27 protein-coding genes and 1 pseudogene are annotated in these 20,712 nt (G+C 34.2%); 15 read left to right on the top strand and 13 right to left on the bottom strand.

What is annotated here, in order from left to right:
- Nucleotide 1: 1 nt before the first annotated feature.
- From QWZ06_RS16720 to QWZ06_RS16695, 6 genes and pseudogenes are all read left to right on the top strand, one after another.
- Nucleotides 2–508: pseudogene (locus QWZ06_RS16720) on the top strand (bifunctional transcriptional activator/DNA repair enzyme AdaA); the annotation flags it as partial.
- 30 nt (nucleotides 509–538) lie between these two features.
- Nucleotides 539–1,045 carry a methylated-DNA--[protein]-cysteine S-methyltransferase gene (locus QWZ06_RS16715; RefSeq protein WP_290301378.1) on the top strand — a complete coding sequence of 169 codons (507 nt, stop codon included), beginning with the start codon at nucleotides 539–541 and terminating at the stop codon, nucleotides 1,043–1,045.
- 29 nt (nucleotides 1,046–1,074) lie between these two features.
- Nucleotides 1,075–1,677, top strand: a complete 603-nt coding sequence (locus QWZ06_RS16710) for a DUF2911 domain-containing protein (protein WP_290299756.1) — start codon at nucleotides 1,075–1,077, stop codon at nucleotides 1,675–1,677.
- A gap of 2 nt (nucleotides 1,678–1,679) precedes the next feature.
- Nucleotides 1,680–2,207 (top strand): GNAT family N-acetyltransferase, encoded by a 528-nt coding sequence (locus tag QWZ06_RS16705; protein WP_290299754.1) that lies wholly within the window; start codon nucleotides 1,680–1,682, stop codon nucleotides 2,205–2,207.
- Entirely contained in the window at nucleotides 2,204–2,575 is a 372-nt protein-coding gene (locus tag QWZ06_RS16700) for a cupin domain-containing protein (protein WP_290299753.1), read from the top strand. Before QWZ06_RS16705 ends, QWZ06_RS16700 begins: the two co-directional genes overlap by 4 nt.
- A 58-nt stretch (nucleotides 2,576–2,633) precedes the next feature.
- On the top strand, nucleotides 2,634–2,777 hold the full coding sequence (locus QWZ06_RS16695; protein WP_290299752.1) for a hypothetical protein: 144 nt from the start codon (nucleotides 2,634–2,636) through the stop codon (nucleotides 2,775–2,777).
- 95 nt (nucleotides 2,778–2,872) lie between these two features.
- Here the strand turns inward: QWZ06_RS16695 and QWZ06_RS16690 are convergent, their stop codons facing one another.
- From QWZ06_RS16690 to QWZ06_RS16670, 5 genes are all read right to left on the bottom strand, one after another.
- The gene (locus tag QWZ06_RS16690) at nucleotides 2,873–3,616 is read right to left on the bottom strand and encodes a dienelactone hydrolase family protein (protein WP_290299751.1); all 744 of its coding nucleotides are present in this window, start codon (nucleotides 3,614–3,616) and stop codon (nucleotides 2,873–2,875) included.
- Nucleotides 3,617–3,708: 92 nt separating this feature from the next.
- Entirely contained in the window at nucleotides 3,709–4,671 is a 963-nt protein-coding gene (locus QWZ06_RS27915) for a thrombospondin type 3 repeat-containing protein (RefSeq protein ID WP_353959978.1), read from the bottom strand.
- A gap of 72 nt (nucleotides 4,672–4,743) precedes the next feature.
- Nucleotides 4,744–5,358: an HAD family hydrolase gene (locus QWZ06_RS16680; RefSeq protein WP_290299750.1), complete on the bottom strand. Its 615-nt coding sequence runs from the start codon at nucleotides 5,356–5,358 to the stop codon at nucleotides 4,744–4,746.
- Nucleotides 5,359–5,477: 119 nt separating this feature from the next.
- On the bottom strand, nucleotides 5,478–5,897 hold the full coding sequence (locus QWZ06_RS16675) for a hypothetical protein (protein WP_290299749.1): 420 nt from the start codon (nucleotides 5,895–5,897) through the stop codon (nucleotides 5,478–5,480).
- A 93-nt stretch (nucleotides 5,898–5,990) separates the two neighbouring features.
- Nucleotides 5,991–6,422, bottom strand: a complete 432-nt coding sequence (locus QWZ06_RS16670) for a type I restriction enzyme HsdR N-terminal domain-containing protein (protein WP_290299747.1) — start codon at nucleotides 6,420–6,422, stop codon at nucleotides 5,991–5,993.
- Between the two features lie 7 nt (nucleotides 6,423–6,429).
- On the opposite strand from QWZ06_RS16670, the gene holA reads away from it, so the two are divergent.
- Both holA and trxB read left to right on the top strand, forming a co-directional pair.
- Nucleotides 6,430–7,467, top strand: a complete 1,038-nt coding sequence (gene holA / locus QWZ06_RS16665) for a DNA polymerase III subunit delta (protein WP_290299746.1) — start codon at nucleotides 6,430–6,432, stop codon at nucleotides 7,465–7,467.
- Between the two features lie 262 nt (nucleotides 7,468–7,729).
- Nucleotides 7,730–8,671, top strand: coding sequence for a thioredoxin-disulfide reductase (gene trxB, locus QWZ06_RS16660; RefSeq protein WP_290299745.1), 942 nt, complete (start codon nucleotides 7,730–7,732; stop codon nucleotides 8,669–8,671).
- A gap of 439 nt (nucleotides 8,672–9,110) precedes the next feature.
- Here the strand turns inward: trxB and QWZ06_RS16655 are convergent, their stop codons facing one another.
- Nucleotides 9,111–9,578: a transposase gene (locus QWZ06_RS16655; RefSeq protein ID WP_290299743.1), complete on the bottom strand. Its 468-nt coding sequence runs from the start codon at nucleotides 9,576–9,578 to the stop codon at nucleotides 9,111–9,113.
- A gap of 15 nt (nucleotides 9,579–9,593) precedes the next feature.
- Nucleotides 9,594–9,887 (bottom strand): IS110 family transposase, encoded by a 294-nt coding sequence (locus tag QWZ06_RS16650; RefSeq protein ID WP_290299741.1) that lies wholly within the window; start codon nucleotides 9,885–9,887, stop codon nucleotides 9,594–9,596.
- Between the two features lie 450 nt (nucleotides 9,888–10,337).
- Between QWZ06_RS16650 and QWZ06_RS16645 the strand changes: the two genes are divergently transcribed.
- Nucleotides 10,338–10,715 (top strand): VOC family protein, encoded by a 378-nt coding sequence (locus QWZ06_RS16645; protein ID WP_290299739.1) that lies wholly within the window; start codon nucleotides 10,338–10,340, stop codon nucleotides 10,713–10,715.
- 172 nt (nucleotides 10,716–10,887) lie between these two features.
- Entirely contained in the window at nucleotides 10,888–12,564 is a 1,677-nt protein-coding gene (locus tag QWZ06_RS16640) for an alpha/beta hydrolase-fold protein (RefSeq protein ID WP_290299737.1), read from the top strand.
- Nucleotides 12,565–12,638: 74 nt separating this feature from the next.
- On the opposite strand, the gene QWZ06_RS16635 is transcribed toward QWZ06_RS16640, so the two are convergent.
- The 3 genes from QWZ06_RS16635 to QWZ06_RS16625 all read right to left on the bottom strand — a co-directional run bounded on the left by QWZ06_RS16635 (nucleotide 12,639) and on the right by QWZ06_RS16625 (nucleotide 14,630).
- Nucleotides 12,639–13,529: a pepsin/retropepsin-like aspartic protease family protein gene (locus QWZ06_RS16635; RefSeq protein ID WP_290299736.1), complete on the bottom strand. Its 891-nt coding sequence runs from the start codon at nucleotides 13,527–13,529 to the stop codon at nucleotides 12,639–12,641.
- A gap of 117 nt (nucleotides 13,530–13,646) precedes the next feature.
- Nucleotides 13,647–14,021 carry a helix-turn-helix domain-containing protein gene (locus QWZ06_RS16630; protein ID WP_290299734.1) on the bottom strand — a complete coding sequence of 125 codons (375 nt, stop codon included), beginning with the start codon at nucleotides 14,019–14,021 and terminating at the stop codon, nucleotides 13,647–13,649.
- A gap of 150 nt (nucleotides 14,022–14,171) precedes the next feature.
- Nucleotides 14,172–14,630, bottom strand: coding sequence for an HAD domain-containing protein (locus tag QWZ06_RS16625; RefSeq protein WP_290299732.1), 459 nt, complete (start codon nucleotides 14,628–14,630; stop codon nucleotides 14,172–14,174).
- 176 nt (nucleotides 14,631–14,806) lie between these two features.
- Here QWZ06_RS16625 and QWZ06_RS16620 point away from each other — a divergent pair, with 176 nt between their 5' ends.
- Nucleotides 14,807–15,178 carry a VOC family protein gene (locus tag QWZ06_RS16620; protein ID WP_290299730.1) on the top strand — a complete coding sequence of 124 codons (372 nt, stop codon included), beginning with the start codon at nucleotides 14,807–14,809 and terminating at the stop codon, nucleotides 15,176–15,178.
- Nucleotides 15,179–15,244: 66 nt separating this feature from the next.
- Here QWZ06_RS16620 and QWZ06_RS16615 read toward each other — a convergent pair whose 3' ends face one another.
- The 3 genes from QWZ06_RS16615 to QWZ06_RS16605 all read right to left on the bottom strand — a co-directional run bounded on the left by QWZ06_RS16615 (nucleotide 15,245) and on the right by QWZ06_RS16605 (nucleotide 17,521).
- The gene (locus tag QWZ06_RS16615) at nucleotides 15,245–15,853 is read right to left on the bottom strand and encodes a hypothetical protein (RefSeq protein ID WP_290299728.1); all 609 of its coding nucleotides are present in this window, start codon (nucleotides 15,851–15,853) and stop codon (nucleotides 15,245–15,247) included.
- A gap of 55 nt (nucleotides 15,854–15,908) precedes the next feature.
- Nucleotides 15,909–16,199: a DUF1272 domain-containing protein gene (locus QWZ06_RS16610; RefSeq protein WP_290299726.1), complete on the bottom strand. Its 291-nt coding sequence runs from the start codon at nucleotides 16,197–16,199 to the stop codon at nucleotides 15,909–15,911.
- Between the two features lie 263 nt (nucleotides 16,200–16,462).
- Entirely contained in the window at nucleotides 16,463–17,521 is a 1,059-nt protein-coding gene (locus QWZ06_RS16605; protein ID WP_290299724.1) for a serine hydrolase domain-containing protein, read from the bottom strand.
- Between the two features lie 529 nt (nucleotides 17,522–18,050).
- On the opposite strand from QWZ06_RS16605, the gene QWZ06_RS16600 reads away from it, so the two are divergent.
- The 4 genes from QWZ06_RS16600 (at nucleotide 18,051) to QWZ06_RS16590 (ending at nucleotide 20,558) form a co-directional block, all read left to right on the top strand.
- Entirely contained in the window at nucleotides 18,051–18,194 is a 144-nt protein-coding gene (locus QWZ06_RS16600) for a bacteriocin-like protein (protein WP_160138729.1), read from the top strand.
- 25 nt (nucleotides 18,195–18,219) lie between these two features.
- Nucleotides 18,220–18,366, top strand: a complete 147-nt coding sequence (locus QWZ06_RS28215) for a bacteriocin-like protein (RefSeq protein WP_435384123.1) — start codon at nucleotides 18,220–18,222, stop codon at nucleotides 18,364–18,366.
- A gap of 168 nt (nucleotides 18,367–18,534) precedes the next feature.
- Nucleotides 18,535–19,359, top strand: a complete 825-nt coding sequence (locus QWZ06_RS16595; RefSeq protein ID WP_290299719.1) for an AraC family transcriptional regulator — start codon at nucleotides 18,535–18,537, stop codon at nucleotides 19,357–19,359.
- Between the two features lie 71 nt (nucleotides 19,360–19,430).
- Nucleotides 19,431–20,558, top strand: coding sequence for an agmatine deiminase family protein (locus tag QWZ06_RS16590; protein ID WP_290299717.1), 1,128 nt, complete (start codon nucleotides 19,431–19,433; stop codon nucleotides 20,556–20,558).
- Nucleotides 20,559–20,712: the final 154 nt, after the last annotated feature.

Below are 20,712 nucleotides of genomic sequence, written 5' to 3'. Positions count from 1 at the left end.
TATGGAACTTACAGAAAAAATAATGTATGATGCTTCCTTTCGAAAAGATTCTTCCTTTGAAGGGATCTTCTGGATGGGAGTAAAGACGACCGGAATATTCTGCCGTCCCACTTGTACTGCCCGTAAACCGAAATTTGAAAATGTAGAGTTTTTTTCTCATACAAAAGATGCCATGTTGAAGGGCTATCGTCCCTGTAAGGTTTGTAAACCTCTTGAAACCCTAAATGTAACTCCTTCGTCTATTAAAGAATTGTTACAGGAGATTTCAGATGATCCTACTTTAAAACTTAAAGATTATGATCTGGTAAAAAGAGGATTAGAGCCGGCAACTGTACGCAGGTGGTTTCTGAAGTATCATGGTGTTACGTTTCATACCTTTCAGAGAATGTCTAAACTGAATACTGCATTTAAAAAACTTCAGCAAGGTGAGCTGGTTACTGAAGTTGCTTTTGATTCAGGATATGAAAGCCTGAGTGGTTTTAATGAAAGCTTTAAAAATATCTTTGGAGTATCACCCGGAAACAATAAAGCAGAGAAGATCATTGATTTAAAAAGAATTGAAACTTTATTGGGAACCATGGTGGCTTGTGCTGATGAACACGGAATTTGTCTGCTGGAATTTTCAGACAGAAAGGCTCTCCCTACAGAACTAAAGAATATTTCAACTTATTTTAATGCTAATATTGTACAAGGGGAAAATCCTCATTTTATAACCTTGGAAAAAGAGCTTGGCGAATATTTTGAAGGCAAAAGAATTGAATTTACCGTTCCTCTTTCTCCTGTGGGAACAACTTTTCAGAAACAGGTTTGGGAGATTCTACAGCAAATCCCTTATGGAGCTACCAGAAGCTATCAGGAACAGGCCGATATTCTTGGAAATCCTAAGTCTGTTCGGGCAGTGGCCAATGCTAATGGACTCAATAAAATATCCATTTTGATTCCCTGTCATCGGGTTATTGGAAGCAATGGGCAGCTAACGGGTTATGGTGGCGGGATCTGGAGAAAACAAAAATTATTGGAACTAGAGAAAGCTATTTTGTTTTGATTTTTGTAATTTTAAGCAAAAATTTACACGTGAAAAAGTTATTAGTAGCAGTTTGTATTTCAGTTTCAGCATTCGCTTTAGCACAGGATTATTCCGTACCAGCGGTGAGCCCACGTCAGAAAGTAGAACAGCAGTTTTCTATGTCAAAAATTTCTATCGATTATGGAAGACCAGGAGTAAAAGGGCGTAAAATTTTTGGAGAACTAGTTCCTTATGGTCAGATTTGGAGAGCAGGAGCGAACTCATCTACAAAAATTACATTCGGACAGACCGTTAATTTTGGCGGGAAAAATGTTCCGGCAGGAACGTACGGATTATTCATTGTTCCTACAGAAAAAGAATGGAAAGTAATTTTGAATAAAGATTTCCAACAATGGGGAGCGTATACCTACGACCCTAAACAAGATGTAGTAGATGTTACTGTACCAGTGAACAAACTGGCAGATAAGCAGGAATGGTTTGAAATTACCCTGAACCCAACAGATGAAAACACAGGAAACCTTGTGATCAAATGGGATACGAACCAGGCTGAAATTCCATTGAAACCAGCAAAATTGGATACTGTAATTAAGATTTCTGATAAATTGAAAGAAATCCAGAGAATAGAATCAGACTCTAACAAAAAAGGCTAAGCATGAATTTTTCTATTCAGCCTATTTTAGAGAGTGAAGAATTTCAATTAATCCCCTTACAACAAGGGGATTTTGAATCTTTATATGAAGTAGCCTCAGATCCTAAAGTATGGGAACAACACCCGAACAAGGATCGTTATCAAAGAGAAGTTTTTGAAAATTTCTTTAGAGGAGCTATGGAAAGCAAAGGTGCTTTTAAAATTGTAGAAAAAGCAACCGGAGATGTATTAGGAAGCAGCCGTTATTATAATTTTGATGAAAAAGACAGTCATATTTTTATAGGCTATACTTTCTATGGTACAAAATCATGGGGAAAGGGAATTAACCCAAAGGTTAAGAAACTGATGCTGGATTATATCTTGCAATATGTAGATAAAGTACATTTTCATATTGGAAAAGAAAATTTCCGTTCACAGAAAGCCCTTGAAAAACTTGGCGGAATAAAAATAGCGGAAGAAGAAGTTGCCTATTTTGCAGAGCCTACAAGAACTAATTTTGTATACGAAATCAAAAAAGAAGCTTGGGTATGAAAAAGTATAAAATACAACAGTCTCCTTTTGTAGTTCCTACTACAGACGGAAAATTGATTGAAGAGCATTGGGGAAATTCTACTGGAAATTCTACTGTTTCCATTGCTCACATGGTAGCTCCTCCGGATTGGAGTGAGCCCCATCAAACTCCTCAATTTGATGAATTCACTTACATTATTTCAGGGAAGAAACAGTTTGAAATTGATGGAGAAATCGTTGTTCTGGAAAAAGGAAGCAGTATCCTTATTGAAAAAGGAGCGAGAATTCGTTACAGCAATCCATTTTCAGAACCTTGTGAATATCTTGCGATTTGCTTGCCAGCCTTTTCTATGGAATTGGTTAATAGGGAAGTGGAAGGAGTAGATTAATCTATTGATAGCTACTCAGATTTGCCCTAAATGTAAAGAGAATTCTTTTACATGGTATATGGATGATGAACCAGATGTAACCCATTGGATCTGTAATTTCTGTGGCTTCAATGCTTTAGAAAATGAAAAGGATGAATGTATTTGTAATGATTGTGGTGCTAAAGCAAAAACAAAACTGAAAGATCCTTCAAAAGAATTTTGATGGTGTTCAGCCTGTAATACAATACAAGAATAAATGAAAGCTATCTCAATTTTGAGATAGCTTTTTTCTTTAGATGTCCTTTTTAACCTGTATAATTATCTAAGAATTTCTTTTAAAAACAATAGGGTATGGCTCCAGGCTCTTTTGGCCATCGTTTCATTATAATCCGGTGATTTGGGATCTGTGAATGTATGCTTGGAATGCGCGTAAGTAATGATTTGCCAGTCTGCATTTCCATCATTCATTTCCTTGATGAGGTTGTTATAATCTTCCGGGGTTACACTTTTGTCATCGGCTGGATTTTCTACCAGAATTTTGGCATTCAATTTTTCAATTTTTCTGCTCTGATCCCTTCCCAGACTTCCATGAATAGAGACAACTCCTGCTACAGAAAGATTTCCTCTTGCAGACTCCAGAGCACCTGTTCCTCCAAAGCAATAACCAATTACTGCAATTTTATCAGAAATGGCTCCGCCTCTTTTTAGTTGTTCTAAAGCCAATGCAATCCTATTTTGATACTCTTTATAATTTTGTTTATAATATCCTGAGCTTTTGGCTGCTTCTTCATTATTGGCAGGAATCTTACCTTCTCCATAAATATCTGCAATGAAGGCGATATAGCCTTGTTTTTCAAGTTTAAGAGCCGCTGTTTTGGCCTCTTCATCAATACCTTTCCAGGCAGGAAGAATGAGGACTCCGGGAAGCTTCTGTCCTGCGTTGGACGTGACTAAACCATTCAGTTTTTGTGAGCCGTCTTTATAAGAAACCTGTTTAAGATTTTGGCTAAAAAAAGTTCCTGATGCCATAATGCATGTGGTTAATAGGATTGAACGTATCATATTTTTTATTTTGTGCTGGGGTTAAAAAATGAATAAAAAGATATAATTGTTAAATGGATATCTAAGTTAATGAAAAATATTTGGTTATGGATTTACTCTTTATAAGATTCCCATTGTCCATTTTTATATTCATAGATTTTTGGAAAGGTAGGATCCACAACTTTGATTTTAAATGGTGTTATGAATTGTATATATATAGGAATGTAATTCTTAGGTCTTATTTTATTTTTGGATGGAATGATGATATTGTCACTTTCTTTATCGTGATATTGAAGAAGATACTGAAAAGTTTCTTTACCCATTAAGCTTTCCAGTTCAGTATTCATAGATTCATGAAAGACTATTCTTCTGATAAGGATTTCCTTGTTGTATTTTTTTAACGTGTATTCGAAGATATCTTTATTCCAGAATTTTGAAATCAGAAAGTTATTGATATTTCTGGGATAGGGATCGTCACAACCCACTCCACATATGGAAGTGAATTGTATGTATCCGATATTGATTCCAAAATCACGACTGAGTGCCTCTTTTTTATGAGAAGCAAGAACATCTTCCATGATTTTTTTATTGAGAAGACTATATATGGCTCCAATATTTTGATGTTCTTCCTGAAATTGCTCGTATTTTATTTGTTGTTGCTTTTGAAATCTTCCACAATCTTGCTGAGTAGGTCTGGGACAGCCACTATTTTCAGGTAATCCGGGTATTGTGGGACATGCATCATCTTTATCCAGGATGCCATCATTATCATAGTCTGGCCATGGACAGCCTGCATTTTCAGTGGAACCAGCTATTTCGGGACATTGGTCGTCTTTATCTAGTGTGCCATCTTTATCGGTATCAGGCCACGGACAACCATTGTTTTCTGCTGCACCGGCTTCTATAGGGCATTTGTCAAGATACAACGGGATATTGTCCTGATCTTCATCCGAAAGACAGATTTTCTTATTGAATTCTTTGCGACATTTTTTGAAGGCTTCTTGATTTTCAATAGTTTGAGTATGAAAGCTTGTAGCAGCGAATAAAAATAAAAGTAAAAGTAAAATTTTTCTCATATTTATAAAAAATCCTCAGCCAAATTAATAAAAATAACTTAACTGAGGATTTTTTTAATATTTATGGTAAAACTACTGGATTTCGATACCCAGATGGGCTAGTTCCTGCTTCAAATCCGTATCTGGCAAGATATGAATGGTTTTGAATCCCAGAGATTGTGCCATTTCAATATTTTTTAAGTTATCATCGATGAAAATAGATTCTGTCGCTTGGATATTATATCTTTCCAATAAAACATGCCAGATTTTAGGATCAGGTTTAATCAGTTTTTCTGTTCCGGAAACGACTATTTTTCCATCAAAAAGCTGGAAGAAATCATAATTTTCTAATGCATAAGGAAAAGTTTCTGCTGACCAGTTGGTTAATCCAAATAGATGGTAATCTGTGTTCTTTAGTTTTCTTAAAATATCAACATTTTGAGGAATATCACTTTTCAGCATTACCGTCCAGTTATCGTAATAGGCTCTGATCTCTTTTTCCCATTCCGGAAACTTTTTCACCTGGATTTCTGTGCCCTCTGAAAGACTTCTTCCTCTGTCCTGTTCAATATTCCATTCATCCTGAGCAATATTTTCCAGAAAATATTCCATTTTTTCATCATCCCTGAAATAATCTTTAAAGAAATATCTCGGATTCCAATCCATTAATACACCGCCAAAATCGAATACTATATTTTTAATTTTCATACACATTATTATGCCTTAAAATTAAATAATTTTTATTGGGCTGAGGAATGATTCGTCTACTTTATTTTATGATAAAAACATAAAAAAACCGGAAGAAATTTTCCGGTTTATAATATTGTTTATCCATGATGTTCTCGATGTCTGTCGTGATGGTCATCAAACCTTCTGTCATACATTTGAGGTCTGTTTTGATATCTTCGGTAATCGTTATCATATTTTAATCTTGGATTTTGTCCGTTATAATACCTTGAATAAAATTTTTTATATTGTTCAGGGGTCATAATTCTTTCAATTTCATAGTATCGGTCATTATACCATCGGTTGGGTTCTTTAGCATAGACGCGATTCCATGAGTTGTAATCCGGATAACGGTTATTCAATACAGTCAGTTGATTGATCTGGCTTCTGTTTAAGCCCAGAAAAATGGCTAGCTGACCCCAATTTATAGAAGAAACGCTTCCTCTGTAATCATTGTAATAATTTTGTGAAAAGCCTAATGTGAATACTCCTAAGGCTGCCACAATTAATAACTTTTTCATAACTAAAAATGTATTTTAAAACTAATTAGAAAATACCCAAAAGCATACCATTATCTATTGCTTTAACATACATTTATAATTGTTTTATAATCTTTATTGAGGGCGGTAAAATTGGTATTGTCCGTCTTCATAGTACGCATTAATATGCTGAAGCCCATTTGTTAAAATAATTTCCTTAGCTTCGATAATAGAGTTGTATCTGGCAGTTTGTTCAAATGTTTTTTCCGTAAGTTTTATTTGTGGTGCTTTACATTCGATCAGAATAATAGGCTCTGTTTTTTCGGTGACTAAGAGATCGATTCTTTTGGTCAGACCATTTAAAACAATCTTTTTTTCGGTAATTAAAGCAGAGGTAGAGTAGGACTTTACAGTAAGATAATAATGTATCCAATGTTGCCTTACCCATTCCTCAGGAGTGAGTAGAAGATAAGTTTTGCGAACTAAATCATAAATAAAAAACTTATCTTTGTCTTTCTTGAATTTAAAATCAAAAGTTTCCTGAAAATTCAGTTTTGGAAGTTCCATTAGTAAGATGAAAGAATTAGATTTAATCCTCAAAAATATTAAAAATAAAGAAGTTTTACCTATTTATTTTTTCCACGGAGAAGAAGCCTACTTTATTGATGTTGTCGTAAAAGCCCTTGAACACAACTTTTTGGAAGAGGATGAAAAGGCCTTCAACCAAACCGTTACCTACGGAAAAGATACTTCTTATCAGGAAGTGCTTTCTTTGGCAAGGCAGTTTCCCATGATGGGTGATAAGCAGGTAATTATCGTGAAAGAAGCTCAGGATCTAAAGTTTAATGAAGAGGAGAACAGAATTCTGGAAGCTTATGTTGAAAACCCTATTCCTTCTACGGTATTGGTTTTTGCTCACAAGCATAAGAAACTGGACAGTAGAAAAAAAGCTGCTAAAGCTCTGGATAAAGCCAATGCTCTTTTTCTCAGCGAATCTGTGAAAGAAAGTAATCTTCCGAAATGGATCTCTGATGAATGTGTGAAACTTAAGATCAAAACGGCTCCTAATATTTCTCATCTTCTGGCAGAATATCTTGGAAATGACCTTTCAAGAATTGCCAATGAACTGAATAAGCTAAAAATTATCCTTAAAGAAGGAGAGGTGTTAGACGGAACGATCGTTGAAAACCATATTGGTATCAGTAAAGAATATAATATTTTTGAACTTCAAAAGGCTTTGGGTACAAAAAACGCCAACACAGCTTTTAAGATTGCTCATTTTATGGGTAAGAATCCCAAAAACAATCCTTTTGTGATGATGCTGGCAAGTCTTTATAATTATTTTTCCAATGTAATCATTTATCAGACGATGGCGGGACAATCGCCACAAACCATAGCCTCACAAATGGGCGTGAACCCTTATTTTGTTAAAGATTATGCAGAAAGTGCAAGGCTATATCCTTTGAAACATGCTACAAGAGTGATTTCCATTCTGAGAGAATTTGATATGAAAGGAAAAGGATTAGGGGCAGTGAATATGGGAGAGGCTGAGCTCATCAAAGAATTGGTGTATAAGATCATTAATGTGGACAAGATTAAAATGAAGGTGTAAGGTAGAGAGATAGATAATAGACGGAGAGATGATAGACTGAGAGATGATAGATAGGGGATAAGGGGACTTAACAACAAGTTGTGAACTTTAGAACACTGTTACTCAGCATCTATCTAATGTTTTGAAACCTGCATCCCGCACTTTCATTGACAATCCGCATATCTCTTATTGACAACTATCATTAAAATAACTTTAAAAAGACGACAAAAATTACGAAATTAGCAGTCTTAATTTAATTAAATCCTTTTCGAACAAGTAAGTTATGGAGCAAAACATTTTAGATTGTGTGATCGTTGGATCTGGACCTTCTGGTTTCACAGCTGCTATCTATGTAGCAAGAGCAGACTTAAAGCCTGAATTATATACAGGTTTGGAGCCGGGCGGACAATTAACTACAACTACCGAGGTTGATAACTTTCCAGGATATCCAGCAGGGATTACAGGCCCTGAAATGATGATGGATCTGCAGAAGCAGGCGGAAAGATTTGAAACTAAAGTACATTACGAAATGATCACTAAAGCTGAATTTTCAAAAGAAGTAGGCGGTGTTCACAAATTATATGCTGGAAACAAAGAGATTTTAGCCAAATCGGTAATCATCTCTACAGGAGCTACAGCAAAATACTTAGGTCTTGATGATGAGAAAAAATATGCAGGCGGTGGAGTTTCCGCTTGTGCTACTTGTGACGGATTTTTCTACAGAGGAAAAGATGTAGTGGTAGTAGGAGCAGGAGATACAGCTGCTGAAGAAGCTACTTATCTTGCTAAACTTTGCAGAAAGGTAACATTATTGGTTAGAAAAGACGTTTTCAGAGCTTCAAAAGCAATGGTTCACAGAGTAGAAAATACTCCGAATATCGAAGTGAAATTTCACCATGAATTAATTGGTATTGAAGGCGAAAACAGCTTAGTAGAAAGAGCGGTAATTATCAATAACCAGACTCAGGAGACTTCTAAGGTAGATGTTGAAGGGATCTTCATTGCAATCGGTCACAAACCGAATACAGATATCTTCGTAGGTCAGGTAGATCTTGATGAAAACGGATACATTGTAACAGAAAAAGGTTCTTCAAGAACCAATCTTCCGGGAGTTTTTGCTGCAGGTGACGTTCAGGATCATATCTACAGACAAGCTATTACAGCTGCGGGAAGCGGATGTATGGCTGCAATGGATGCAGAAAAATATTTAGCTGAATTACACTAATTATTCAGCTTTTAATGATACAAAGCGTACCCGATGGGTGCGCTTTTTTGTTGGCCACAAATGCACGAATGAGATGTAAAAATGCAGATAAAAACATTTAGAGCTTGTCACTTTATATTATTCTATGTGCCTATGTGGTAAAAATAAAACCACATAGATTTCTATGTTAATAAGCAAGTATTATAAGTGTTTTTTATTGATAAAAATTCTTCTTTTGGAAAAAATGGCTGTTTTCGTTTGATTACGGCCATTATTCGATGTACTAATTTGTTTCTTATAGCATTAAGAACACTCATTTTATTTTTACCCTCTTCTACTTTTTCTCAGAAAAATAGGTCTTTAATTCCTTGTCTGCTCGTATACTTGCCATGGCAGATAAATGAAGCAGCTTTTTTTCAGTTTTTTTGATTCGCCATTTTTCGATACACGTTCTTTTTTTTTACGATGGTTCCTGATTGATTTTTTTGAACGGAACAACTCCTGCATAACAAGCAAGGTGTTTAGCATTATCAAACGATTTGAAGTTATTGGTAATGATGATCAAATTAAGAGCACATTGAGTTCCGATTCCAGGAATGGAAATCAAAAAGTTCTTTGTTTTTTTCTTAATCTCATCTTGGATTTCCATAAGTTCTGAAAGCTGATTTTCTATTGTTTTTATAGATGTGGTAAGAGTTTTCAGCGTTTTTGAAAAGGCTTGGGTCAATAGCTTAAACACATACACATCGTGACTTTTGGCTTCCCTTAATTGATTTTCCAAAGCCGTTTTTTGCAATAGTAAAGTATCACGGGATTTAGCCAGCACGTTCATTCGTTGTATAACTTCCTCTGATTCCTCATAAGGCATTATTTTATCGTGATAGCGAACAGCGTATTCTGCAATTCTTCTGGCATCTTTTTCGATCATCTTTTTCCTCTTAAATCACTGGCTGCTTTTTTTGATTTTTAACAGGATGTTCCACCCAAAGCAGATACTCTGATTTTTGAACAAAAACTTCTCTAATGGTCGGTTATAAATTCCAGTATTTTCGCAGCAAATCAAAAGGTCTTCTTTGGTTATTTTCAGAAGCTTTAAAATACCTTTCAAAAATGAAGATATTCCTTTCTCTGTGTTGGGAATGATCTGCTCACATTGGATCTTATACTCAGAATCCATTATAGCACAATCTAATTTTGATTTGGAAATATCAATGCCGATAACGTACTTTTGTCTCATAACTTTTTTGAGGTTATCATTCACATTGAGAATCGTGTCTAAGCCCTTGATAATAGGTCTCGAACCTAAATTTCTATAATGACCTTATTCTCAAAGAAACAGGGTTCATAATCTATGTATAGGCCTCGAATCCTTGGACACATAATGGTTCACCCTGTTTCTTGTGAATGCTTTTATTTTGTAAACTTAATTTCTTTTTACAAACTAAAGGGCACATAGGTTTTATGCGCTAATAAGATTATTCGTGTATTCGTGGCGATTTTAAAAAGTACATCAGTGTACCATTTTAATATTTGTGCCTTACAGCATGTTATTTTATATTATTTTACGCCTTTGTGATTTCCCAGCCATAAAAGTATAGGAAAACTTCATTCAATTTAATAAATGTATAATGAAACATTGATATATTTGTGAAATTTCAAAAAAAATATAACGCTTAAAATAACAGGCATGAAAAAAGTAACAGCAATTGGAGGAATCTTCTTTAAATGTAAAGATCCGGAACAAGTGAACGATTGGTATAAGACTCACCTTGGAGTAGAAACCAGTCCATATGGAGCAAAATTCGATTGGAGAGAGGCAGAATCAGAGAAAAAAGGATATACATTATGGAGTCCGTTTAAGGAATCTACCCAATATTTTGAACCTTCAGAAAAGGATTTTATGATCAATTATCATGTGGAGAATATTGAAGCATTGGTAGAAGAGTTAAAAAAGGAAGGGGTTACTATTCTGGATGAAATTGCAACTTATGAATATGGTAAATTTGTTCATATTATGGATCCTGAAGGCAATAAAATTGAATTATTTGAACCGACAGGAGAATAAAAAGTTGATGAATCATAATAGATAAAAACTGTTTCTTAGGGGAGCGGTTTTTATTTTTTAGCTGAGGATCTTCATTTATTTTTTCTGTTGTTTTTAATTTTATATTCTTATGTCCCATTTTTACAGCGTTTTTTAATTTGTAGTCTTTATTTTTGTAGGATAAACTTTATCTATGAAATATTATATGCTGATGCTTTTGGGCTTGTTTAGTTTTTTTGTAAGAGCACAGGAAAATTACTCTACACTCACTGAGAAGGCTTCAGCTTTAATGGAAGAATCCAAAGATAATGCAGGCTATAGAAAAGCATTTGATCTGTATGAAGAAGCATTTAAGCTTTATCCTAAAGATATTGATGGGGAAGGGCTCTACAATGCATCACTTCTGGCTTCAAAATTGAAAAATAATAATAAGGCATTTGAATATCTTACTTCACTTTCTTTAATCAAAGGAAATGGTGGAAATTTTCCAGGCTGGACATATATTATTGGAAAGAATTCTGAAACGGAGTATAATAATTTACTTTCAGATCCACGATGGAAGACATTGCAGCAAAAAGTGGCCGGATACAAAAAGACGTTTTATACGGAATTGAAGGAAAAAGAAAATGAATTTTACAGCACCCGTAAAAACATACTGAAGAACGTCAGAAGTACTGAAGCTTTGTATACAGAAATCAAAAATTTCAATCCATATCAAGCCAAGAAGGAACGTGATTATTCTATTTCATTTAAGATCAATGATTCTGCTAAAACTTCATTTTTTATTCACCTGCCTCAAAACTACAATCCTCAAAAGAAATATTCTCTGCTCTTTTTTCTTCATGGAGCAGTAAGAAATAATACGCTCATAGATTATCAGTTTGCTGATGGGAATTTAGACGGTTGGAACAGGTATTATACAAAATACGCAGATCAGAATGATGTGATTTTAGTTTTTCCAAGAGCGAGCAAACAATACAACTGGATGTTGTCTGATCATGGTTTTTTTATGATTCCGGATATGCTTAAACAAATCAAGAAGAGCATTAATGTTGATGATAATAAAGTGTTTATATCAGGCCATTCTAATGGAGCAACTGGCTCTTTTTCTTATCTGATGAAACAGCCTACACAATTTGCTGGATTTTATGGGTTTAATGCCTATCCTAAAGTGTTCACAGGCGGAACTTTTGTAAATAATATTAAAAACCGTTCTTTTATCAATTTCTCAACAGATCAGGATTACTATTACCCGCCTAATGCCAATAATGATTTTACAAAATTGATGAACGGAATAGCTGCAGATTATAAAGAATATCGCTATAATGGGTTTCCGCATTGGTTTCCTCAGTTTAACGAGTCCGAACCTGCCTATCAGATTCTTTTTAAAGACCTGGCTGGCCGAAAGAGAAATCCGTTCCCGAAAGAAATTTCATGGGAATTGGATGACGATAGAAATGGAAATGCAGATTGGATTTCCCATATTAAATTAGATACTCTAAGCAAGAATATCAATGAGCATAAAGCGCTTAATTTTAAAATTAATAAATGGCTGGCTTATGATGACCATGATAGTTTAAAAGTAAAAGATGTTGATAAGAATGCATTTGATTTTCCGAGAAAATTTGGAGCCATGAAAGCAGAATATGAGCACAATGTTTTCCGGGTTGAAGCATCTAATATTAAATCCTTTTCAATCAATATCTCTCCTGAAGCTGTTGACCTGAAAGAGAATGTAAAAGTGTATGTCAACGGAAAGCTTTATTTCAATGAAAAGGTTAAATATAACCGGGAATTTATGTTGAAAAATTTTGAGGATACAAAAGACAGAGATCAGGTTTGGGTCAATTATATTGCAATAAAAATATAATATCCCATTATCTTCCATAAAAAGACTGCCTTTTTTAAAAGGCAGTCTTTTGCTATATTGTTATTGAAGAACACTTACTCTAAAATATAGATCTTCTTTTCTTTCAAATTAAACCCAAGTTTCTTCCCAAGCCAATTAATACTGGTTTTACCTTCATAGATTAATCCTTCCACAAAAAACACATTAGGTTTATCGACCTTTGCAAACGCATTGGAAACAGAGTTTACACTTGCCTTGTAAAATTTGTTGCTAATGGTCGGATTAAACTCGCTTTTCTTTTCGATAGGCTGAAGACCTTCTTTCTTAATGCCCAAAGTACTCATCAATCTTTCACTCAGCCAGAAAGAATCATTACCTGCTCCGGAATCCAGAAGAACATTGATCTTGTATTTATTGTCCAGAAGGACATAGGTGGTAATATCCAGCGACTGATCAGCATTCGTAGATAATTGAATATCCATTACTTTTTTTCCGGTTAATTTTTCTTTTGGAAAAATAAGTTCCTTGGTTGTATAATCGATGATGAATTCTGTGTCATAAAGCATCGCCAGGGAAATCAGTCCGTCAATTCCTTTGATTTCCATGCTGTGGGTAGCATACCAAGTGTCTTTGAATGTTTTACCATTCAAAACAATCTCTTTCGATTTGAACATGGGTACCGTAAGCTGTTCTCCGGTAGCACGGAAAGCGGTCAGGAAATTATAGGAATCCTTGTGACTAAGATCTTTAGAGAAGTTATTCAGGAAAAGGTTGACTCCGCCACCGGTATCAAAAATAAAGTTCCCTTTTTTACCCTCTACTTCAGCCTGTACAATAAGGTGACCTGATGGTAATATATTGAGCGGTGATTTTTGCGCCAATGCAGTAATAGAGTATAGGAATACCGATGCGGTAAATATCGATTTTTTGATAAAGTATTGATTGAACATGGATAATATGGTTATTGTTTTTAAACTATTCTTCATTAATGATGAATGTTACAAATATAAAATTTTCTTGTAGGAATGCAGAAAAGTTTTTATTGTAGTAAACAAAAGAACGGCTTCCATCTGAAAGCCGTTCTTTATTTTTTATATTTAAGATTATTTCTTTTTTAGTTTTGCATTTTCAGCTTTTAAAATCTCTATTTGTTCTTTCAAAAGTTTGATGTATTCCTGCTGATTTTCTAATAGATAATTTGGAATATTGCAAAACTGATTATAGTTTATGCTTGCATTATCATTAAAGCTCGCGCTATCATTAAGTGTAGTATTTTGATTATTCTGAGCAGTTCTATCCTCTTTAATATCCTCTACGGAAACATCCAAAGCCTTAGCTATTTTTTCCCACTCCTCATCATATATTTTAACGTCTCCGTTCTCTTTTCTACTGTAGTTAGAGACATCGGTTGCAATGATATCAGCAATCTGTTGTTGTGTATAACCTCTCTGTTTTCTTAGATTTTTTAGCTTTTCCATAGTGGGCACGCGTGTTTTTACAAATATAGAAAAAATAGCGGTAACAAGTTATAGGAGAAAACCATTTCTTGAGTTTAATTTTTATGATTGTACAGATGATAATGATAGAGAATATTGTGGATTTTATTGATAGTATTTAAGATAAAGCTATTAGAAAAAAGAGCTTCCTTTTTCTAATATTTTTTTAATTTCATTATCATTATCTAATCCCTGATAAGGGCTTGTTAAAACAACTCTATCTTTGAGGGGGTGTGGTAAGCCATTTAAAGATTTATCATCATCGATAATAATAATCTCATTGACACTATAATTTTTAAGATTTACCCATTTCTCAATTTCTTCTCGTCTAGAGATTTTATGCGAGTTTTCAGTTTCGATTATAGAAATAGAAACAAAATGAATACCTCGCTTTTCAAATATTTTTTCCCACTCATGGATTGTAAATCTATGTCTGTGAGATGTTGATAAAATAATTTCAGCATTCTCGATAGAATTAATAACAGATATTGCTTTAGATGCAAATCTGTAAAATCCATCATCCTCTAACTCAATAGTTCTATGAGGATTGGCGTGAACCATCACGCCATCTATGTCTAAAAATAGCTTCATTATATTATAATGAGATCATTTTGTTATACTTAAGTTGAAATAACGATCTGACGAACTCCTGTTTTTTAACTAAATTAAAGATAATACATTGAGTTTGTTTGATCATATCTTGCCATACGACAAGACTTACAGACAATTATTTTAATAATTTTATAAAGCTAAAAAAAATATAAGATATGACCCCTCAATTTGAAGCTGGAATCAACATTGCGATTAAAATTCCGAAAAGTAAATATGATAAGACTGTTGCTTTTTACAGAGATATTTTAAAGCTGCCGGTGGAGGAGAAGCCGATTGATAATCCTACGGTTTCCCGAACCCATGAAGTGAAGTTTGGACATAATATTATTTGGCTGGATTGTGTAGATAATTATACGCACTCTGAAACCTGGTTACAGTTAACCGTTCCTGATGTTGAAGAGGCAACGAAATATCTGCAGTCAAACGGAGTAGAAACCTGTGATGAGATTGAAGAACTTCCGGAAAATATGCATTGGATCACTGATCCGGCAGGTACGGTGTTTAATGTACAGAAAACTCCATCATAAGATATATATGCAAAAACCTACTGCAATCAGTAGGTTTTTATTTTGTTAAAAGAAAGTGATGGATATTTAATATCGCTCCAAATCAGCAAAACTTAAATCCTGTATTTTCGGTAATGCATTTACTTTGATCTTTTTTGTCTTTTTGTTTGAAATTTTAGCAGAACCTAAATCACGCTGAAAATCTACCTGAGTTTGTGCTAATAAATCAATTTCGGATTCAGACGTCGTATTTTTCCCATCCCAGGATACGTGTGAGATCTTAATAAGCTCAAAATTATTTTGTTTCAATCTGAATTCGTAGATGCTCTTGCGGTCGTTAATATCCGTCAGTATTTTTAAGTTGCCATCTTCAATGATAAAATCCGGAATGTTATTTCCGTTATGATTTCCCTTTTTATGAGCAGGGTATTGGCTTTCAATAATTTTGGTAGAAGATACCGCTAGTTGCAGTTTTTTATTAGGCTGTGAAAGGAATATCTGGACTCTCAAAGGTCTTGTCTCGTCCTTTACATCCATTTCTACAACGACTTTGTCATTGTATGTGTCGTTATTGAGATCTCCTTCTTCGGCTTGTACCTGAGCGGTGTAATTATTTTTATCAGTCGTCTTTTGTGCACATGCATTGGCTGTTGTTAAAAGAACGAGTAAAACAATATATAGGGATGATTTTTTCATATTTTAATAATAAATTGGCTTAATGAATACTTCAGTAACGTGAATGATTTGAATTTTATCGTTGTCCCAGAGGAATATCTATTAATCTCTCTTGTTTGATTTTGAACTCAGTTTCATTAATTGGTTTATAGATCACTTCGGAACTCACAGGATATTTTGCAAGAAGACTTTTAGGTCTGATAGGCCGTTTTTCTAATCCACCACCACAGTTTGGGCAGACATTCTTGAAAATCTGGTCAACACAATCTTTACAAAATGTACATTCAAAAGTACATATCATAGCTTCAGGAGAATCGTAGGGTAAAGGTTTCTGACAATTTTCGCAACTGGTTCTGATCTCTAACATAGATGTATTGTTCTGATTATTGGTGATACGAAGTTAATTTAAATTTGATACATACAATGATATTCCTCGTGATTTATTCGGTTTTTATCTGATTGAATTATGTAGTATTGCTGTACTTTCCTGATAGACAAAAACCTACTGAAAGCAGTAGGTTCTGAGGTATTGTTTCAATAAATAACTTATTTGGAACCAGTTGAAGAATTCATTTTTAGTATGAATTTTTGTTACTGTTTATATAAAGCTTAATTTCTTTTTTTTGTTGATTATTTTAAAACCTTTTCGTAGATTTCATTCAATAAGTTCTGTCTCATTTTTGAGTTTCTTTGATTTAAAAGAATGATGATTCCCCAGTTTTTAGCTCTGTTGTAGCAAATGATGGAAGATTGTCCCATAGAATCACCGGATTTTAAATAGATGGTATTCTGATCGTCAGTACTGATGTTAAATCCTAGTCCCATTTCTCTCTTTTCATCCTTGTAGTAGATCTTTTCGGTCAACAATTCTGCTTCGGATATTGGATTTCCTTTGCTTAAAACAGCTTTTAAATATTTAACCATATCAGAAGCATTAGACTTTACCAATCCGGCTGGTGCGGTCACATTCCATTTGAAGAATTCCTGAGTACCACCTTGAGGATTGTAACCCGTTGTTTTGTTTTTTACATCGAAATTTTTGGTCAAAGTCTCATTCATTTTCACAGGATTCAAAATTTTATTTCTTAAAATCTCATCATAGCTTTTACCATATACCTTTTCCAGAATCTGCCCCAATAGAGTATAGCCAATGGTAGAATATCGGTATTTTCCATAGTCGATAAGCTCACCACAATTGTTGATGATTTCTGTGAGTGTTTTTTCAGTAACATTGCTTACAGGTTGTTGTGGATTAAGTTCTATCAGCTTTGCAAAATCGATGTCTGGTAAACCTGATTGATGGGAGGCCAGGTCTGAAATTTTTATTTTGTTTTTAAGGTTTTTCTGTAATATATAGTCTTTAGATAAATAACCATCAATATAATCATCAAGTTTTAGTTTTTTATCAATACTAGCCTGAGCAATTAAATTGGAGGTCAGAATTTTGGTAATGGAAGCAATTTCGAATACTGTGTTTTTGTCAACTTTCGTCTGGCTTTCTTTATTCAAATTACCATAAACTGTATAATATGTTTCATTGTTTTTGACGAATCCGACACTAATGGATACATCCGGATTTTTTTGATAATTGTCTTTAATAATTGAATCTATTTTCTTGGTAATATCTTGTCCAAAAGAAAAGCTGCTGATGAATAATAGTACTGCAAAGAAGGTGAATGAAGTTTTCATTGTATCGTTGTTTTTAATGTTAAAAAATGATTTCGATACAAAGATGGGGAAGTGTTTGATCTTAAGCGACCGAATAAAAGTATTCGGGCTCATTTATCCTGAAAAATAGGTTCGAGTAGTTCAAAAAAGGCGTTCGATTAATTACAAAATATTGGTTTGTAATGAGTTGTGATATTTGATAGACCTGTTTTATGTGTGCTTTTTAAAAAGCAGTATTGAACGATGATTCTGAATTAAAACCCACTTCATGCAGAATTTCAAGAATGATTACCTTGTTTTTTTTGTTTTTAAAAAAGACATTTCGTTTTGAGTTAGCCTTTTGAATTAAATTTTGTTCGATTCTTCCATTGGATCCATGTAACTGCTTCTGCAAGAAATAGGCTGTTAATACACTGATTTTTCATATTTTAAAATGGTGTATTTGTGTTTTATGAATTTATATAATAAATTTCAATAATGATTTATTACGTATAATTTATTTGAATTGATAAAATTTAATTAATTTAGATTTCCATTAAATCTAAATATTATGAAAAATTTACAAAAAATCCAAAGACAGGAAATGAAATCAATTAAAGGAGGTATCAACTGCCCTGGTGGGCAAATATGTTTGATCGGCGGAAAATGGCAATGTATGCCATACGATGGATGTGGCGGTGGAAATCAACCTTAAATTGTAAACGTAACCCAACTTGACTATGAAAAATTGTAAAAAAATTTCAAGAGATCAGCTGAAGAGCATCAACGGAGGTGCGGTAAGTTGTTCAGAGGAATGCTGCCCGCCTCCGGGAATAAAAAGATGTCCTTGGGTCTATTGTGTAGCACCCTGTGAGATATTGAGCTAATAGTTTAAATTGTGTATCAAAGTAAATAAAGCCTTAAATTCATTGATTTAAGGCTTTTTGTAATGAAAAATAAGGTATTACTTATTTTATTTATACATTCTAGCTCTATTTTATTTCCTTTATTTGCAATTTATTTCAGACCAATTACTTCTCAAAATGCCATTGTTTATGGAAGACAGCCTGAACTGTATTTATAAAGTTATCAATTTCATTGAAAGAAATTATGATCAGCAGATTTCTGTAAAAGATTTAGAAGAAATTTCAAATTACTCTTACAGAAATATTCAGCGTATCTTTAAATACAGCTGTGGGGAAACCATAGGCGCTTTTCAGCAAAGACTGAAAGTGGAAAATGCGTATAAACGAATATTGTATACTCAGGAAAGCCTTACGTCTATTGGGGTAGAAGTAGGATTTTCTTCTATAGCTTCTTTTTCAAAAGCATTCAAGCTGCATTTTGGGATATCTCCTAAAGAAGCGAAACTAAGTAAGCAGAAGTTACTTTGTGAGCCGGATCTGATTCCGGTAAGTTCTGATGTCTTGTTAGAACCCGAAATTGTATACCTTAAACCAATACAGGTGTATTATCAGAGTGTTAAAACCTATTACAATAATGAAGAAATTGAATGGCTTTGGGAAAGATTTATGCATAATGAATTTCCCAATTTCGATGCCGAATATTTTGGAGTCATAGCAGACGAACCTTTAATTAAGACTGAAATAAACTGTCGGTATGATGCCTGCTCAACCATCCAGTCTCAGAATAAAAAATTGCCTTCAAAACCTATATTGGGAGGTAAATATGCGCGCTTTATCCATTCCGGAACCTATGAAACAATAGATGATACTTATACTAAAATTTATTCCCGGTGGATTTTTAATTCCGGACTTGAGTTTTCGCATCGTCCTATCATAGAAAAATATGAAAGGTACGCAGAGGATATGGAGGATCAGGAGAAACAATTGACTTATATTTTATTGCCTTTGAAATAGATTGTCAATTTTGGACAACTTTGACGCTGTTTATCGATCTAATTTTGCCGTATCAAAAAAATAGATCACTTATGCAAAAAAAGAAAATCATGCTCTTATTGTTACCTGCTATCATGTTTTCCTGTTCTCAGGATGAGGTAACGACTTCTCCTACTTCAGGTACACCTGACCCGGCTTCTGTTGTTTACAAAATGCCTGAAGAATCAGCTCCACACGAAGGAACCTGGCTTCAGTGGCCCCACAAGTATCAATATGGTATTACCTATCAGAACCGACTGGATCCTACCTGGGTAGCAATGACTAAAGCGCTTGTAGAAAGTGAAAAAGTGCACCTTGTTGTTTATGACGCTACGGAAAAAAATCGTATTATGGGGTTGTTGACCAATGCAGGCGTGCCACTCACCAATATCGACTTTAAACTATATCCAACCAATGATGTTTGGGTAAGAGATAATGGACCTATCTATGTGAAAGATAAAAATGGCAAGTTGTTTATTCAGGACTGGGGATTTAACGGTTGGGGAAATAAAGCCCAATATACTAACTGTAATACCATTCCTTCTAAAATTGCAGCCGATAGTGGAATTCCAAAAATAGATCTTAATTCTGTAATGATCAATGAAGGGGGAAGTGTTGAAATTGATGGAAATGGAGTATTAATGGCTTGTAAAAGCTCTATTCTTAATGAGAACAGAAATCCTGGAATGACCCAACAGCAGGCAGAAGCTATTTTTACAAAGAATCTGGGAATTACAAAATTTATCTGGCTGGACGGAAAAGCCAATCTTGATATCACCGATATGCATATTGACGGATTTGCCAGATTTGCAAACCCTACTACTATTATTACTATGAATACTGATGATCTGGCTTACTGGCAAGTTCCGGATAGTGATATGGATAAACTTTATAATGCTACACAAAAAAATGGTACAGCCTATCAGTTTGTGAAAGTTCCTTTAACAAAGTATGATGTGATGACCACCTATGGGAAAAATGTAGGTAAAGCATCTTATATCAATTATTATATTGCGAATAACCGTGTTTTGGTACCTAATTATAATGATCCTAATGATACCGTTGCTAACCGCATCATACAACAATTATATCCCGATAAAAAAGTGATTGGAATTGACTGTCGTAACCTGTTTGCTAATGGTGGAATGGTACATTGTGTGACGCAACAGCAACCAAAATAGATTATCTTACAATAAAAAACAAAAAACCTGCTGGTATTCAGTAGGTTTTTGTGTGTTTTTGAGGAGAATGAGGGATTCGAACCCATGAATCTATTGCAGTCAATAGTTTTCAAGATGACTGTAATCAACCACCATGCTGGTGGGAGTATGGTGG

Origin of the sequence: Chryseobacterium tructae, assembly GCF_030409875.1 — a bacterium.
Taxonomy (GTDB): Bacteria; Bacteroidota; Bacteroidia; order Flavobacteriales; family Weeksellaceae; genus Chryseobacterium; species Chryseobacterium tructae.
Note: the sequence above shows the minus strand (reverse complement) of the source record. Positions and strands in the feature narration are given on the sequence as shown.

Coding starts and splice junctions, on each gene's coding strand:
- QWZ06_RS16640 (WP_290299737.1), top strand. CDS start 10,888: ATGAAATATTATATGCTGATGCTTTTGGGCTTGTTTAGTTTTTTTGTA.
- QWZ06_RS16680 (WP_290299750.1), bottom strand. CDS start 5,358: ATGAAAATTAAAAATATAGTATTCGATTTTGGCGGTGTATTAATGGAT.
- QWZ06_RS27915 (WP_353959978.1), bottom strand. CDS start 4,671: ATGAGAAAAATTTTACTTTTACTTTTATTTTTATTCGCTGCTACAAGC.
- QWZ06_RS16675 (WP_290299749.1), bottom strand. CDS start 5,897: ATGAAAAAGTTATTAATTGTGGCAGCCTTAGGAGTATTCACATTAGGC.
- QWZ06_RS16705 (WP_290299754.1), top strand. CDS start 1,680: ATGAATTTTTCTATTCAGCCTATTTTAGAGAGTGAAGAATTTCAATTA.
- QWZ06_RS16630 (WP_290299734.1), bottom strand. CDS start 14,021: ATGGAAAAGCTAAAAAATCTAAGAAAACAGAGAGGTTATACACAACAA.
- QWZ06_RS16695 (WP_290299752.1), top strand. CDS start 2,634: ATGGATGATGAACCAGATGTAACCCATTGGATCTGTAATTTCTGTGGC.
- QWZ06_RS16635 (WP_290299736.1), bottom strand. CDS start 13,529: ATGAAGAATAGTTTAAAAACAATAACCATATTATCCATGTTCAATCAA.
- trxB (WP_290299745.1), top strand. CDS start 7,730: ATGGAGCAAAACATTTTAGATTGTGTGATCGTTGGATCTGGACCTTCT.
- QWZ06_RS16645 (WP_290299739.1), top strand. CDS start 10,338: ATGAAAAAAGTAACAGCAATTGGAGGAATCTTCTTTAAATGTAAAGAT.
- QWZ06_RS16600 (WP_160138729.1), top strand. CDS start 18,051: ATGAAAAATTTACAAAAAATCCAAAGACAGGAAATGAAATCAATTAAA.
- QWZ06_RS16700 (WP_290299753.1), top strand. CDS start 2,204: ATGAAAAAGTATAAAATACAACAGTCTCCTTTTGTAGTTCCTACTACA.
- QWZ06_RS16625 (WP_290299732.1), bottom strand. CDS start 14,630: ATGAAGCTATTTTTAGACATAGATGGCGTGATGGTTCACGCCAATCCT.
- QWZ06_RS16655 (WP_290299743.1), bottom strand. CDS start 9,578: ATGATCGAAAAAGATGCCAGAAGAATTGCAGAATACGCTGTTCGCTAT.
- QWZ06_RS28215 (WP_435384123.1), top strand. CDS start 18,220: ATGAAAAATTGTAAAAAAATTTCAAGAGATCAGCTGAAGAGCATCAAC.
- QWZ06_RS16650 (WP_290299741.1), bottom strand. CDS start 9,887: ATGAGACAAAAGTACGTTATCGGCATTGATATTTCCAAATCAAAATTA.
- QWZ06_RS16690 (WP_290299751.1), bottom strand. CDS start 3,616: ATGATACGTTCAATCCTATTAACCACATGCATTATGGCATCAGGAACT.
- QWZ06_RS16620 (WP_290299730.1), top strand. CDS start 14,807: ATGACCCCTCAATTTGAAGCTGGAATCAACATTGCGATTAAAATTCCG.
- QWZ06_RS16605 (WP_290299724.1), bottom strand. CDS start 17,521: ATGAAAACTTCATTCACCTTCTTTGCAGTACTATTATTCATCAGCAGC.
- QWZ06_RS16670 (WP_290299747.1), bottom strand. CDS start 6,422: ATGGAACTTCCAAAACTGAATTTTCAGGAAACTTTTGATTTTAAATTC.
- QWZ06_RS16615 (WP_290299728.1), bottom strand. CDS start 15,853: ATGAAAAAATCATCCCTATATATTGTTTTACTCGTTCTTTTAACAACA.
- QWZ06_RS16595 (WP_290299719.1), top strand. CDS start 18,535: ATGGAAGACAGCCTGAACTGTATTTATAAAGTTATCAATTTCATTGAA.
- QWZ06_RS16610 (WP_290299726.1), bottom strand. CDS start 16,199: ATGTTAGAGATCAGAACCAGTTGCGAAAATTGTCAGAAACCTTTACCC.
- QWZ06_RS16590 (WP_290299717.1), top strand. CDS start 19,431: ATGCAAAAAAAGAAAATCATGCTCTTATTGTTACCTGCTATCATGTTT.
- holA (WP_290299746.1), top strand. CDS start 6,430: ATGAAAGAATTAGATTTAATCCTCAAAAATATTAAAAATAAAGAAGTT.